The organism is Amphritea atlantica, from assembly GCF_024347255.1.
GTDB classification, from domain to species: Bacteria; Pseudomonadota; Gammaproteobacteria; order Pseudomonadales; family Balneatricaceae; genus Amphritea; species Amphritea atlantica.
Window position 1 is genome coordinate 3,591,060 of the sequence record NZ_AP025284.1, and the last position, 15,333, is coordinate 3,606,392.

14 protein-coding genes are annotated in these 15,333 nt (G+C 52.0%); 1 reads left to right on the forward strand and 13 read right to left on the reverse strand.

Annotated features, from left to right (window positions below; genetic code table 11):
• The first annotated feature begins 38 nt into the window (after positions 1 to 38).
• Entirely contained in the window at positions 39 to 1,052 is a 1,014-nt protein-coding gene (locus OCU43_RS16600; protein WP_091359503.1) for an AraC-like ligand-binding domain-containing protein, read from the forward strand.
• 62 nt (positions 1,053 to 1,114) lie between these two features.
• Here the strand turns inward: OCU43_RS16600 and OCU43_RS16605 are convergent, their stop codons facing one another.
• From OCU43_RS16605 to nirA, 13 genes are all read right to left on the reverse strand, one after another.
• A complete protein-coding gene (locus OCU43_RS16605; RefSeq protein WP_091359501.1) occupies positions 1,115 to 1,978 on the reverse strand; it encodes an MBL fold metallo-hydrolase in 864 nt (287 codons plus the stop codon).
• Positions 1,979 to 1,981: 3 nt separating this feature from the next.
• Complete coding sequence (locus OCU43_RS16610) at positions 1,982 to 2,800, reverse strand: sulfite exporter TauE/SafE family protein (RefSeq protein ID WP_091359499.1); 819 nt, start codon at positions 2,798 to 2,800, stop codon at positions 1,982 to 1,984.
• 68 nt (positions 2,801 to 2,868) lie between these two features.
• Positions 2,869 to 3,318 (reverse strand): cyanase, encoded by a 450-nt coding sequence (gene cynS / locus OCU43_RS16615; RefSeq protein ID WP_091359497.1) that lies wholly within the window; start codon positions 3,316 to 3,318, stop codon positions 2,869 to 2,871.
• Between the two features lie 111 nt (positions 3,319 to 3,429).
• Positions 3,430 to 4,773: an FAD-dependent oxidoreductase gene (locus OCU43_RS16620; RefSeq protein ID WP_091359495.1), complete on the reverse strand. Its 1,344-nt coding sequence runs from the start codon at positions 4,771 to 4,773 to the stop codon at positions 3,430 to 3,432.
• Positions 4,770 to 5,903, reverse strand: coding sequence for an acyl-CoA dehydrogenase family protein (locus tag OCU43_RS16630; protein WP_091359493.1), 1,134 nt, complete (start codon positions 5,901 to 5,903; stop codon positions 4,770 to 4,772). Before OCU43_RS16630 ends, OCU43_RS16620 begins: the two co-directional genes overlap by 4 nt.
• Before the next feature lie 31 nt (positions 5,904 to 5,934).
• Positions 5,935 to 6,483 (reverse strand): OsmC family protein, encoded by a 549-nt coding sequence (locus tag OCU43_RS16635; RefSeq protein WP_091359491.1) that lies wholly within the window; start codon positions 6,481 to 6,483, stop codon positions 5,935 to 5,937.
• Positions 6,484 to 6,779: 296 nt separating this feature from the next.
• Positions 6,780 to 7,634: a sulfurtransferase gene (locus tag OCU43_RS16640; RefSeq protein ID WP_091359489.1), complete on the reverse strand. Its 855-nt coding sequence runs from the start codon at positions 7,632 to 7,634 to the stop codon at positions 6,780 to 6,782.
• Between the two features lie 398 nt (positions 7,635 to 8,032).
• Positions 8,033 to 9,739, reverse strand: a complete 1,707-nt coding sequence (locus OCU43_RS16645; protein WP_091359487.1) for a sigma-54-dependent Fis family transcriptional regulator — start codon at positions 9,737 to 9,739, stop codon at positions 8,033 to 8,035.
• A 144-nt stretch (positions 9,740 to 9,883) separates the two neighbouring features.
• A complete protein-coding gene (locus OCU43_RS16650) occupies positions 9,884 to 10,711 on the reverse strand; it encodes an ABC transporter permease (RefSeq protein ID WP_091359485.1) in 828 nt (275 codons plus the stop codon).
• Positions 10,708 to 11,982: an ABC transporter substrate-binding protein gene (locus OCU43_RS16655; RefSeq protein ID WP_245756593.1), complete on the reverse strand. Its 1,275-nt coding sequence runs from the start codon at positions 11,980 to 11,982 to the stop codon at positions 10,708 to 10,710. The genes OCU43_RS16650 and OCU43_RS16655 overlap by 4 nt, the downstream gene beginning before the upstream one ends.
• Before the next feature lie 28 nt (positions 11,983 to 12,010).
• Positions 12,011 to 12,820: an ABC transporter ATP-binding protein gene (locus OCU43_RS16660; protein WP_091359482.1), complete on the reverse strand. Its 810-nt coding sequence runs from the start codon at positions 12,818 to 12,820 to the stop codon at positions 12,011 to 12,013.
• Between the two features lie 313 nt (positions 12,821 to 13,133).
• On the reverse strand, positions 13,134 to 13,631 hold the full coding sequence (locus tag OCU43_RS16665) for a DUF934 domain-containing protein (protein WP_091359480.1): 498 nt from the start codon (positions 13,629 to 13,631) through the stop codon (positions 13,134 to 13,136).
• On the reverse strand, positions 13,628 to 15,325 hold the full coding sequence (gene nirA, locus OCU43_RS16670) for a nitrite reductase NirA (protein WP_091359478.1): 1,698 nt from the start codon (positions 15,323 to 15,325) through the stop codon (positions 13,628 to 13,630). The genes OCU43_RS16665 and nirA overlap by 4 nt, the downstream gene beginning before the upstream one ends.
• Between the last annotated feature and the right edge of the window lie 8 nt (positions 15,326 to 15,333).

Here is a 15,333-nt window from a genome sequence, read left to right on the forward strand (position 1 = left end):
CAGCTGTTCATAGCACTTGTCATCCCGGAGGAATAAAAATGGCGCATCCATTGTCTTACCATAAAAACAATACGGACATAGATGGAAGAACCAGTAATCAGAGTTCGGTGTTTACCACCGATAACCAGAAAGGTTCCGAAAAACTGGATTTCTGGAAAGAGGTCGTCTGCGACAGAGTGGCACCACTGGATTTCACTGTTGAAGCAAACGGTACATTCGAAGGCGCTCTGCGCTGGACAAAGATCGACGATATACAACTGTCTGATATCAGAGCAACACCCCACGTTGCCCTGAGGACATTATCGAGTATCAGAAAATCCGACTCGGATGCATTTGTCTTTAATCTGTTACAGACCGGCAGATGTGATGCCTCCCAGGATGGCAGGTCAGCGCGGATGAATAACGGGATGGGATGGTTCTGTAGTGCCGACCGCCCTTATGAGTTAAATTTTGACCAACCGTTTCATCTGACATCGGTGCAGATCCCCAGGCATATGATCAACCGTAATATATCCGGTGCGGACAGACTGGTTGCCTATAACCTGTCTCATTCCAGTCAGCTCTATCCTTTGGTACAAAACTATATTTTGCAGTTGGCACAGCAGCGGCCACAGTTTGATAAAATAACCGCTGAGAAAGTGGCGTTGAATCTCGCTGAGCTGGTCAGCACACTGATCGGCGAACATCTGAGTAACCATGAAGCGCCACTATCGAACTCCAAGGTAGCCTCGCTGTTACGTATACGTGCTTTTGTTGAAACCAACCTGCATGATCCGGATCTGTGCCCAACCCGGGTTGCTGAAGCGATGCGTATGTCGACCCGATATATTAATCAGTTGCTTGAGGCGGAAAACACCTCTTTAAGTCGTTACATCTGGCAACGACGGGTGGAGAGGGTCGCTACTCTGCTGAAAAACCCGGTCAACGCAGGCAATAGCCTGTCCTCATTTGCCTATGCCTGTGGTTTCAATGATATGACCCACTTCAGCAAGGCATTTCGCAAACATTTCGGTATGAGTCCATCGGAGTACCGGAGTCTCTGTAACGAATAACGTTTAAAAGAGTCTTTTCGCCAGACCTTTATGCTCAGGTGCTACGGTCAGACATCAGTCAATTACAAAAAATTCAGGGGTATCTTTAAGTATCGCAGACCGTTGCTTTCCGGTTTCGGTAACTCTCCCGCACGAATATTGACCTGCACAGAAGGAAACAGCAGCCGCGGAGAGTCGAGTGTTTTATCGCGACTGCGACGCTGTTCGATAAAATCCGTTTCGCTCACGCCGTCATTGATATGGATGTTGTGTTCCCGCTGTTCAGCCACCGTCGTCACCGAGGCGTACGCTCGTGCAGTGGGTGGATAATCATGGCACATCAGCAGCAGTGTCTCATCCGGATAGGCTAAAATCCGGCGAATGGAGGCATAGAGTTTTTCCGCAGAGCCTCCGGGGAAATCACAACGTGCGGTGCCCACATCCGGCATAAACAGGGTATCACCGACAAAAATCATCTGCTCTTCGACCACGTAAGCGGTGCAAGCGGGGGTATGTCCGGGGGAAAATAGTGCCTTGCAGTTCAGTGGACCGATAGTGAAAGTCTCATCCCGTTCAAACAGGTAATCAAAGCGCGATAACAGCTCATATTCAGACTCTTCAACATTGAACAGTTTAGAGAAGGTGCTGACGACTTCGGTCACCTGCTTACTGACAGCCACCAGCCCGCCGGCTTTACTGCGGATATAGGATGCCGCCGACAGATGATCTGCATGGATATGGGTTTCAAGAATCCACTCTACCTTGAGCATCATCATATCGATAAAGGCGAGAATTTTATCTGCCGCCTCGGTATCGGTTTTACCGGAGTTTGACTTATAGCAGAGCACTGAGTCGATCACTGCACAGGGACTACCGATACCGGTATGCAGCACATAACTGAAGGTTGAAGTGGCACTATCAAAGAAAGTTTCGACGACAGGTTTCATAGGTTAACTCCAGAAATTTGGCAGCATATATTTGTACAATAACGCCATCGATACCACGCTGGTTAACAGGGCAAAGCCGAGGGTCAGTAACTGGCCGGATAACAGCGGCGCGCTCTTCCGCCCGGCGACCATGCCAACACAGGTAGCACCGATAAACCACCAGGCCTGCGGGGTGATCTGGGCACCATGAAACAGTGCAGCAATCACGGTGCCGGTGGAGATAAGCGTGATGACCGCCAGCGAGGTGGCGACGATGCTGTGCATATTCAGGTTACTGAACTGGCGAATACCCGGCACAATCAGAAAACCACCGCCAACCCCGAGCAGACCACTGCTAAAGCCGGACAAACCGCCAATTGAGGACAGGGTAAAAAAGCATTTGGGGTTCCACTCAAAACGGCCGGTATCCGGACGCAGCATACAGTTGAATTCCAGTGGATGGCCAACTCCACTCTGCTGATCCCGGTAGTGCTGTAACGCCTGCCGCGCCATTTTGATGGCCACCATCAAGAGCAAAATACTAAAGATAGAGGTGAGTATATCGGCAGGCAAAACATGGGATGCAGCGATGCCCAGCGGCGCAATCAGGGTGCCCGATATCGCCATGACAATCGCGGCACGATATCGCACCAACCCCTGACGCAAACCATCAATACTGCCCAACAAAGCGGAGATACCCACCGAGATAAGTGACACCGGCATCGCTTCAGGCAGAGTAAAACCCAGCCCCAGCATCAGTGCAGGCACCGCCAGCACACCTCCACTGCCTGTCAGCCCCAGCGCTAAACCGACACCCGTACCCAGTAATATTTCCGTAATCATGCAGATCCTGACCGTGCAGAAATTTGAAAGAGTCGATATTCATAATATAGATATCGACCCTCAGTGTATCAGTAAGTTTTGTATGGCAGGAACTTACCTGAAAGCACAACGTTGACACGATCCCCTTTGGGGTCTTCTTCACGGTTGATGTCCATAGAGAAATCGATCGCACTCATGATGCCATCGCCAAACTCTTCGTGAATCAGCTCTTTGATTGTGCTGCCATAGACGTTAACAATCTCATACCAGCGGTACAGCAGTGGATCAGTGGGTACCGCGGTTGGCAGCGAGCCTTTATAGGGGGCGACCTGCAGCCAGGCAGTGGCTTCATCAGACAGTTCAAACAGATCGCCAACTTTCTCAGCCTGCTCTTTATCAAAGGTCATCTGTCCCAGACAAGCGGCAGTGGTCCACTCTTTTGACAGGCCAATCAGTTCAGCCACCTTACCCCATTTGATACCCTTACGAACTTTGGCGGACAAAATCAGCTGGGTTACTTCTTCGCGATTACTAATCATGATGTCTTCCTTCAATAGTGATCAAATTACATAGATCTGTATAAGTGTTTGTTGTGTTTTTGGTTGGGCTGCGACCCACAGCCCGGCTGTTTAAAAAATCTCGTTAAAATTTCAGGCTGCCCGGGTTTGAGTGCTGGCGCCCACTTTCAGATGAGCAATGACCTGATTATCGAAGCGCTGCTCCATCACCAGCTCATCGGCATCCTCATGGATCAGGGTCCAGTCGACTCCCGCTAACGGCAGGCCATTCATCACCACCGGCAGTGAACGGGTTTTCAACCGAACCACCGGGGCACTGTGTTGATAAGCGCTGGCCTCAAGATTAAGAACCCCGTGGGCAATCGCTTTTGCCTGATGCTTAATCGGCTCGATAAAGCGGCACGCTGTCCCCTCGATATTGATGCAATCACCCAGCGCATAGATATCGGCCTGACTGGTTTGCAGGGTGTCCGCAGCAACGCTGATACCCCGGTCAAAATCCAGTCCGGCAATGCGGGCAAGACGGTTATCGGTCATCAGTCCGGTCGCTGCCAGCACCTGATCAACCTCCAGTGTGTTACCACTGCCAAAGCGGATCTGCTTCTGCTGATTATCCAGCTGAGTAACCCCGGTAATATCGTCATTACCAATGTAGGTGATCCCCAGGGCGGCAAAACTGTCACGCAAACGCTGACTCGCTGGCTCTGGCAGCAAGCCCGCCAGCGGCGAAGCATTGCGGTCCAGCAGTGTGACGCGGTGCCCGGCGCGGACTAAGTCTTCCGCAATCTCGCAACCGATCATGCCCGCACCGACAATGGCAATCGACTGTGGTCCTTTGGCCAGTGCCTGCTGCATACCGGACCAGCAGGCCAGGTCATTAACCCGCCAGCAAAGCTCGGGAGGCAGCTGTGCAGGCAGGGCCGGTTTGGCACCCTGAGCCAGAATCAGTTTGGTGTAAGTCAGTGAACCACGGGTGGTACGCAACTGATGCAAAGATGGAGAGATGCCCACCACAAAGGTTTCGGCCATCAGCTGAACCCCCAGACGGCGAGCCGCATCAACCCCAGTCTCCTGAATCAGTGCTGCTTTATCCAACCCCCGGCTGATAGCAACTGACAACTCAGGCTTATGATACAGGTCAGCGCTACAGGCACTGATCAGCGTCACCGGAACGCTCTGATCAAGCTGACGAATCGCTTCGACCGCTGCCCAGCCAGCCAGGCCCGCACCGACGACAACAATACCGGGCTCAGCACTGAAGTGGGCGGTCTGTTCAACCGCGACCACAACAGGCTTCTCAAATAGTTCGAAATCGGTTTTGGTCACGCCACACAGAGGGCACTCCCAATCATCGGGAATATCTTCAAAGCGGGTGCCCGGGGCTAAACCGCTATCGGGATCGCCCTTCTCTTCATCATAGATCAGGCCACAGGCGCGGCAGAGGTACTGCCGCCATTCTTGAACGTCATGACTCATGCTGGCACCTCTTCACGCATCAGTTTTGCCATCTCCCAGCGCAGATGCTTAATCGCTGGCGTTACAATGGCGACAAAGTGAGCCTCACGAATACGACGCTGAGGCGCAGAGTTCATCAAATAACCTTTCGCCCCCTGATGCAGCAGTGCTGACTGAGAGGCCTTGAGACTCAGCTCAGCGCCCTGGCAACGGACATCCAGGACATCCAGGAAGAAATCCTTGCTGCCATCGAAAGGGGTTTCTGCCAGCACCATCGCCCGGGCTGCCAGCTCATCAAACTCGGCTTGCAACTCATCAGGACGATTATGCAGATACTGGTTAACATGACCCAGGGTTGGCTCGGCCTCACGGATAGAGTCGATAGACCCCTGGATAACACCCGCCGCAATACCAACCTGCAACAGCACGAATGCGCCACGGATACGCTGAATAAATGGCCGGGCCGGATCAGCAATCATCTGATCCTCACTGACGAAATAATCCTTCAGCGGCACCGCCCAGGTGCTGGTGCCCTCCATACCGGAAAATTCAGGGCAAGCGCGTAGCGGCACCCGCTCATCCAGATCCAGCAGAAACATAATCTCGTGGGAGCGACTGCCGTCATCCCGGTTGACTGCAGCAATGGCACCGCAGTACTGCCCCGGGGCAATATGACTTACCCAGGGTAGCGTTCCGCTTACACTGTACCCTCCGGGCACTTTTTTGGCAGTCAGTGCCATCTTTTCAATACCGGTCAGAGCCTTCATCGGATTCGACAGACCGGTACCGCCAAACGTCAGTCCGGCGGTGTGATCCTGTAAACGGGTTAACAGCGCCGGGTTACCAGACTGTTCCATATACAGGCCACAGACATCGTGAGCCCAGGTCATAAAACCGGTGGCACCACAATGGCGGCTGACCTCACTCATCGCTGAGATCGCCAGTCCGAAACGGCAGCCATGCTGGTCGAGATGACCGGCATAGGCCCCCGCCTGACCAAGGTTTGCCATGATATCCAGCGGGTAGTAACCCTCATCGATCCGTTTGGCTGCAGGTGCGAGTTGTTCCCGTGCAATCAAACCGACATCGGCGAGCACCTTGGCATCGTCGGTCCAGGGGGCTGTTATAGAAGAGACTGCTACGCTATTCATGGCTTACCTCTCAAGTCAGTTAAAGGTTAAATTAGTCCATCAGGCTGATGCTGAAAGGGATCGGGTTACGCATGGTGTTAGCAACTGGCGAGAAATAGTTGGCATGCTTAACTATCTCGTCCAGCTCTTCACGGGAAGCATCACCTTCGATCAGCACTTTGACGCGGATCTCCTGGAAGCCCATCTGCTCAGGCTCCATCTCAGCACCGCCAGCACCCCATGCAGCAGGGTTACCGATGTCACCTTCCATGAAAACTTCAAGCTTGCTCAGCTTCACCTGCTTCCAGGTTGCCACTGCGGTGATACCAACACACAGGCAACCGCCCAGACCTGACAGCACGATCTCACCCGGAGCCGGAGCAGTGTCTTCACCAAACAGGTGCAGCGGCTCATCAACAACCACTTCATGTTGGTTGACGTGGCTAACAGTACGGTACTGACCATCAGTGATGGTATGAACTTTGTTAGTCCCACGGGTACCTGGGTTATTACGACCCTTCTCTGCAAATGCCATCAGGCCATCCCGATCAATCGGACGCAGGTGGGTAGAAACCGTTTGTGGTGCAATAGCTGTTGTCATTTTTTTTCTCCAAAAGATTTAGCAGAACTGTATGTTTCTTTGAAAACATCACCGATGTTTATCTGAATAAAGCAGAATCGATGCCAAAACAAAATACATATTTAATATCAATAACTTAAGTGATTTATTGGCTTAATTCACCCACGCCAACATGACATTGTCAATAAATGTCATAATGACATTGTCTGACAATGAAAAATGCGACAGGAGTAGTGCCGGGGCCTTAAAACAGAAAAACCCCGAACCTGAGTCCGGGGTTTTGTAAGCGTCAGCGGCTCGGGGCAGGCCCAGCCCTCTTAACAGGCGTAGGGCAGACCCTCTTCAATCGGTAATGCTGCATCCTGCGCCCACTCATTCCATGAACCGAAGTAGAGTTTGACGTTATTGATACCAGCCGCCTTCAGCGCGACCAGAGTGTTTGATGCACGGGCGCCTTTAAAGCAGTAGATATACACATGACTCTCTTTAGTGATACCAACGCTGGCACAATCCGCCAGCACCTCTTCGGGGGATTTAAATACAGTGACCGCCCCCGGCTTCATCAGACGGTACCACTCCAGCCAGCGAGCCCCTGGCAGACGTCCTTTACGGGGCGAGAAATCTTTACCATACGGAGATGAACTGGTACCCACCCACTCATCCACATCACGAACATCCAGCAATACAATGCTGTCATCGCCGATCGCTTTGAGAACATCATCTTTATCCACCATCAGCTCACTGGCACTGTGGTCCAGCGGGAATTCAGCGGCAACCGGAGTCGGCAGATCTGTCGTCACAGCCAGATCAGCAGCTTTCCAGGCCTGGAAACCACCGTGCAGAATAGATACCTTAGGATATCCCAGATAGCACAGCAGGAAGTAACCGCGGCAGGACTGACCAAAACCGGTGTTCATTGAATCCTCATAGACAACAGCGGTCTCTTCACCTGAGAGACCGGCATCGCCAAACACCCTGGCAAACTTTTCTTTAAGCTCAGCAATACCTTCAGGCGTAGAGGCCGCCAGAAAGGTAAAGATATCGTGGATATTGACTGCGCCAGGAATATGGCCAGCCGCGTATTGCTCGGGATTACGGGTATCGATAAGCACCACTTTTTCGTTATCGATCTTGGTTTGTAACTCTTGAGGATCCAATAGAACTGTTGTCATTTTAAAACTCCAGAAATGTATGATGAGTAGCTGATCTATGCGTCAATAGTTATTTTCACTTAATTACTTATCAACAACCGTTCCATAAAGGTTTATCTCTATATAAAACAAATAGATAGATTCAGAAAGATGACCCGCTATCCGATCATACCAATCCCTCTGTCTGACATTGTCAGACAATGGTACATAGCGATTAATATCCCTTCAGGCCGGATGGGTCAGAGAGATATCGGAGTCATTAACGCGAAACAACAAAAAGATGAGGCTATGAGGTCGCTCTGTGGAGCGTCATTAACGAAGGCAATGATTAGAAAAACACGACAAGGATCAGCTTCAGCGAACAAAGATTGCTCTCTGAACTGATCCCTGTCTGAATGATGATTCAGAAGAGAGCGGGATCAGCCCTCACGACTGAGATTATTCGGCAATCCCAGCTTTTCCAGGCGATAACGGAACTGTCGCGGCGACATCCCCAGAATAGCCGCAGCACGGGTTTTATTACCACCGGTATGTTTCAGCGCTTGCGCAATTGAATCCGCTTCATCTTTACGCACCCAGCTATAGGGGCGATTCGTTGCAACGCCACTCGATGCACCACTACTATAGGAAAATGGAACGGTTGAGGGTACTTCCTCATCTGGAGGATCTACTGGGACGGAGCGCCCGACAGAGAACATCTCCGAAGACTGACCTGCCTCAAGGTGCTCATTGATCGCAGACTCCTGACGCAGGATAGTTTCGATATCATCGATCGAGATGGTGCCATCCAGACAGATCAAAACCGAACGTTTAATGACATTCTCCAACTGACGGATATTCCCGGGCCAGTTATAGGTTTCCAGCCGCTCCATTACCCCTTTGCCAAACACCGTATAGCGGCTATATTCCCGGTTAGCACTGAGCAGAAAATGACTGGCGAGGATTCTGACATCCCCCGCCCGCTCTCTTAACGGCGGCAGATGGATCGGAAAAACATTCAGACGATAGAACAGATCGAGGCGGAATTTACCCTTGTTCACCGCTTCCTGAAGGTTTTTGTGGGTCGCGGTGATAATACGCACATCCACAGGGATATCCTTTACGCCACCCACCCGCTGAATCACCTGGCTTTCAAGAATACGCAGCAGTTTGGACTGCAGCTCCATATTCAGATCACCAATTTCATCCAGAAACAGTGTCCCGCCACTGGCTAACTCAATCTTGCCTTTTTTACTGGCGGACGCCCCGGTAAAGGCACCCCGCTCATGCCCAAACAGCTCTGATTCCAGTAACTGCTCGGGAATAGCGGCACAGTTGATGGCGACAAAGGGCTGATCCCGGCGAGAACTGTTCAGATGCAATACCTGGGAAAAACGTTCTTTACCAGTACCGGACTCACCGGTCAGCAACACCGTCACTACGGTGTCAGCCACCCGGCTGATCTGCCTCAGGGCATCACGCACCGCCTGGCTCTCGCCGAGTATACCGTGGTTATTCTCACCACTTTGATGCTGCAGGGCATCTTTCAGCTCGCGGTTCTCCTCCTGCAGATAACTGGTACGCTCCTCAATCAGGTTACTGATACTGATGATCTGCGCAATAAAGGTCGCCAGAATTCGCAGAATCATCAGGTCGGCATCAATCGCCCGTGGTCGCATCCGCAACCGGTGCGCAGCCAGCACACCAATGGTTGAGTTACCATCCATAATCGGCACCGCAATATAAGCCACCATACCGTCTGGCAGAGTTTCCCGGTCCACCGCCCGGAACAGATAACCCGGTTCCTCATCAATATTCTGAACCACCGCAGGCTGACCACTTTTCATCACCGTACCGGTGATGCCCTCACCCACTTTGTACACCCCCAACCGGCGCTCTTCATCACGCAAGCCGTAACTGTATCGGATCTGCAGGGTCTCACCGGTTGTCGATGGCAGCAGCACACGCCCACGATTCAAACCAAGCATCTGCGACATCAGCCGCAAGGTGCCGGAGATCGCTATCTCAGGTGTTGCCGCCTGACCAATAAGCTTGGCTGACTCATGCAACACCGTCAGATCGGATGCGCCGGCACCGGCATCACTTTCTACATTTTTATGCGACAGAACGTCTGTTGGATATCCCATAGGCTCTAACCTCTACAAACAGAAATACCTGTTGCCAGGCAACAGGTATATTCAGCACAATTCACACAGCGGCTATCACCAGACAACGCTGCAAAATGGATTGTCCAGCCGGGTGTTAACACCGGACTGTAGATACTCAAACCATCACTCCATATGCCAGTTAAAGCGTTTAATCAGCACACTACAGACAGTGTCCAGACCATAGCCAATAATGCCGATAACGATAACAACGGCGGCGAGACTGTCATAAGACAAGGTGTCACGAGCGTCGTTGATCGCATACCCCAGTCCGCTGGTGACACCGAGATATTCCGCAGGAACCAGAACCACCCAGGCAACGCCTACCGCAAGACGGATACCCGCCATGACGTCGGTCATAATCGCTGGCAGAATGATCCGCCGCAGCATCTGAAAACCGGATGCACCCAGGTTGCGCGCCACTTTAAACCAGTTAGGATCAATACGACGTACACCGTGGGCGGTGGAGAAGATGATCGGCCATACCGTCGCCATCACAATCAGGAAGATGATCGCAGAATCCCAGCTCTGAAAGGCCAGCACGGCAATCGGCATCCACGCCAGTGGACTGATCATGCGTAGAAACTGAAACGGCACGTTAGTCACTTTCAACGCCAGACCAAAGTAGCCCACCGTTACCCCCACCGGCACACCGATGCCGATACCCCAGACCAGCCCGGAAAGAATGCGATAAAGGCTGGAACCGATGGGTTGCCAGACTTCACCACTGGCCACCAGATCCACCAGCGCACTAAACGTCGGTGCAGGGGCAAATGCGGCAAAGGCACTCAGATCCGGATCATTTTCAATCATGAAACCACCGAACCACCACAACAACAGCAGACCGGTAATCCCCACCGCCGGGTATTGCAGTGACTTCAGCCAGCCAAACAGCTGCGACATGTTCGGCATCACACTGGCGGCCGTTATCGTTTGAGTATTACTGGTGTTCATATCGCAACCACCTCTTCTCGCTCAAATGGATTCTCAGCATTAAAACCTGGCGCATCTTCCCAGCCTTTATGCTTCTCCATCGCCGCTTTAACAAAGCGATAATCCACCAGATCATCGGCCACAAAGTCTGCGTCCAGCTTGTTCAGGAAGGTGGCATCCCCACTCACCAGAGTGTTTTTCAACTCATTTACAATCAGTTTGGTGGCTGAAGGGAAAGGCCAGGGCTGGAAATCAATCCGACCGCTGTTCCATTCTGGGTGCTGAATCGCATCAGGCGCTGCATAGGATTCTTCGTCATACAGCGTCATCGCACGCTCAACCACATTAGCCTTCATTGGCAGATAACGTTCGCCATCTTTAGACAGCAGATGAGCAACCTCTTTCTTGTTTTGTTGGGCGTAGATCTGAGCTTTGACGATGGCGTTCATCACTTTCTGAGTCCACTCAGGCTTGGCATTAACCTGTTCCTCATTCATACACACCACACAGCAGGGATGGTTACGCCAGATATCACCGGTAAAGCGCAGCATCTTACCGCCAGCCAGCAGCTCACCGGCCGCATTAAAGGGCTCTGCCACGATGAAGGCATCGATCTTTTTCGCCGCCAGCGATGGTGGCATATCCGGTGGCGGCATAATCTGCAGATTCACCTCATCAGCTGCGACAGGCTCACCCTGCGCTTTAATCACCGGCTTCAGTCCCACATGTCTAAGCGCCATCTGCAACACGATATTGTGCATGGAGTACCAGTAAGGTACTGCAACCTGCTTGCCACCCAGGTCCGCAAAGCCCTCCGCTTTAACATGTTTACCCACCACCACACCGGAGCCATTCAGATGAGCCCAGGACATGATTTTGACGGGGAAACCGTTGTTATAGCGCATCCAGATAGGGATAGGTTTAAGGAAGTGCACCAGATTAAATTTACCCGCCGCAAACCCTTCAACCAGCGGCGACCAACCACGAATTAGCGTTGGCTTTTCTGATTTAAGCCCCTCTTCCGCGAAGAACCCTTTAGCATGCGCAACCAGCAGTACAGTGGCATCGGTAATCGGCAGATAACCGATACGTACAACCTCATCTTCCGGTGGCTGGATACTGCCCCAGGCAGGCATACTGGCGGAAAGCCCAAACATTGCAGCCAATCCCCCCATAGCGAGGCTGTCCATCATGAAGTCACGGCGACTCATCTCATGCTTTTGCAGATATTCCAGATCTGCGTCGGACATCTCATTCGGCTTCGCATCAAGCTTAGAACTGTATTTTTTCATTATAAATTCCTCTTAAAATTGGCAGCTATCAGGCGGCTGATTCAGATACTTCAGACTCTTCGGTATCGGCACCATTACGGCCCGCCAATCCGGTATCAGTCCCTTTAAACTGTTGCATCAACTCGTCACGCATCGACTGGAAACCGGCATCCATATGACGGCGCGGCCAGGGCAGATCAACCGTCAATTCACCCACAATGCGACCCGGGTTCTGGGACATGATTAACACCCGGTCGGCCATCGCTATCGCTTCATCAATATCGTGGGTAACGATCACCATGGTGATACCTCGCTCGCGGCAGATATTCGGTACCTCTTCCTGAAGCTGAGTCCGGGTAAAGGCATCCAGCGCAGAAAATGGCTCATCCAGAAGTAAAACTTCCGGTTCGGTCGCCAGCGAACGCGCCAGTGCAACCCGCTGCTGCTGCCCTCCGGAGAGGCTCTGTACATTGACCTCTTTTTTGTCGTGTAGCCCCACCATATCCAGCAATGTATCAACCCGCTCACCGGCCTTAGCCTTCGGCATACCATCAAACAGCAGACCCAGTGCAGCATTCTCTTTGACGTTCATCCAGGGATAGAGGGAGGCTTTCTGAAACATCATGTTCCACTTAGCACTGGGCTTAGTAACAAGATGATTATTGATACGGACACAACCATCAGACGGAATCAACAGACCCGCCATCATGTGCAACAGGGTCGATTTGCCACAACCGCTGCGACCAATCAGGGCGACCAGTTCGCCAGGCTCAATTCGATTTTCAATATCTTTCAGCGTGGGCTTTGCTGCAGCACTGAACCTGTGTGTGATGTAATCAAGTGATATAGACGCACCCATACTCCGGCTCCGATAAATTAGTATTGATCCAGATCAAAGCATTTTCCGGGCCAAAACTAATAAACCAATAAAAACATAGAGTTAGGTAAATATGTAAAATAGAGGAAACACACATCATAGTCTGACAATGTCTACCATTGTCATATAATGGCCGATTACGCCCTATTGCAGTGCAGCATTGCGCTCCATTGTCGGGCATACTTTCATCAACTTTCGTGAGGTTCGGGAGGATAAACAGAAGCGTGAACGCTATGGGCTGTCAGCCAGGAATGCTACTGACTGACAACCCGAAGAGAGATCCGGAAGACGCAGCTTATCTACGCCGGAACAGCGGCTGGGGTGTTGATACCGAACGGGCATAGATCAGATCAAACACTTCCAAACCTTTAAGCGCCTCCTCTGCTGATCTATCTTCACGTATAGCAAAGGAGCTGAAGCCACAGTGACGCATCGCCGCTAACTGATCTCGTAGCACATCACCCACGGCACGTAACTCACCTTCGAAACCATAACGAGCGCGCAGTAGATAGGCCTGACTATAGGCCCGACCATCACTGAAGCGGGGGAACTGAAGCGCAATCAGCCGCAGTGAAGCCAGCCAGGGGAGCAGAATGTCAGGGTCATCATCCGGATGCAGCATCACGCCATACTGCCCCTGCAGCCTTTCACCTGATTCCGCTAACGCCAGCAGACGCTCCAGCGACACGATCTGAAAATCGCGGTTATCACTCTCATCTTCACCGGGCATTGACCAGGGATCATCATGCACAACCCCAGAGACTCCGTTCACCGTCGTAATAATGTTTTTCATACGGAGGCCTCCTCAAGCTTTAACTGTGCAGCATCGGTTGGCGTCGGATAAACCCGCTCTTTGAAGGGGTCAAGACCGATGCGGTTGACTGTTTCTATAAAGGGTTCTTCCGCTTCACGGTAGTCCAGATAGGCCTGCAACAAGCGGTTTATCGCTTCCGGCACCTCTTCCGCCCGGAAAGCACGTCCGATCACTTTACCCAGGGAACTGTTCTTTCCCTGAGCACCGCCAATGGTGATCTGGAAAAACTCCTCACCCTTTTTATCCACCCCGAGAATACCGATGTTGCCGATATGGTGATGACCACAAGCGTTGACACAGCCAGAGATATTCAGCGTCAGATCCCCCAGATCATGGAGGAAATCGATGTTATCAAAACGTTCCTGAATGGCACGGGTGACCGGCAATGAGCGGGTGTTCGCCAACGCACAGTAATCACCACCGGGACAGGCAATCACATCGGTCAGCAACCCCACATTCGGCTTCGCCAGATTAATCTCTGTCAGTTTTTTCCACAACGGATAGAGATCCTGTTTACGGATATCCGGCAGCACCAGATTCTGCTCATGGGACACACGGATCTCACCGAAACCATAGCGCTCTGCCAGATCAGCGACCGTGTTCATCTGCTCTCCGGTAACATCCCCGGGAGGCGCGCTGGCACCAGGCTTAGTTGATAATATGACCGAGGCATAGCCGGCCACTTTATGGGGCTGGGTATTGCGTTGTACCCATAAACCAAACTGCGGATCACGGGCCAGCCAGGCGCCATATTCTGGATCAATCAGATCGAGTCGCTCGTAAACCGGTGGTGCAAAACCGGCAGCCACCCGCTGATACTCTTTCTCTGTCAGCTCAGCGTCACTGTCTTTGATCAGTTCCCATTCACGCTCAACCTCTTTGGCAAACGCGTCCACACCCAGCGCTTTCACCAGGATTTTGATGCGCGCCTTATACTTGTTATCCCGGCGGCCATAACGGTTATAAACACGCAGAACCGCTTCGGTGTAGGTGAGTATATGTTGCCATGGCAGGCCTTGTTTCACCCGCTCATTGAGGATCGGCGTTCTGCCAAGCCCACCCCCGGCCATGACATCCAACAGCATCTCACCGCTGCCACCCCGATAGAGATAGAGACCAATATCATGGGCGCGTACTGCGGCACGATCAGATGCAGAGGATGATATAGCGATCTTAAATTTACGCGGCAGAAAGAGAAACTCAGGATTAACCGTCGACCATTGTCTGAGGATTTCAGCCAGGGGGCGGGGGTCCATCACCTCATCACCGGCCACTCCGGCAAACGCCTCAGTAGTGATATTGCGTACGCAGTTACCGGAGGTCTGGATAGCATGCATATCATGATCGGCCAGCAGCTGCAGGATATCCGGCACCTGCTCCAGCTCAATCCAGTTAAACTGAATATTCTGACGGGTGGTGAAATGGCCATAACCGCGGTCAAAGTCAGTGGCTATTTTAGCCAGTACCCGCAACTGATCAGCGGAGAGAGTGCCATAAGGATTCGCCACCCGGAGCATATAGGCATGCTTCTGCAGGTAGAGTCCGTTTTGCAATCGCAGCGGCAAAAACTCCTCTTCACTCAGGTCGCCCGATAGCCGGCGTGCAACCTGATCACGGAACTGCTCTACCCGCGCCTGTACCAACGCCCGGTCATATTCATCATATCTGTACACAACATCAG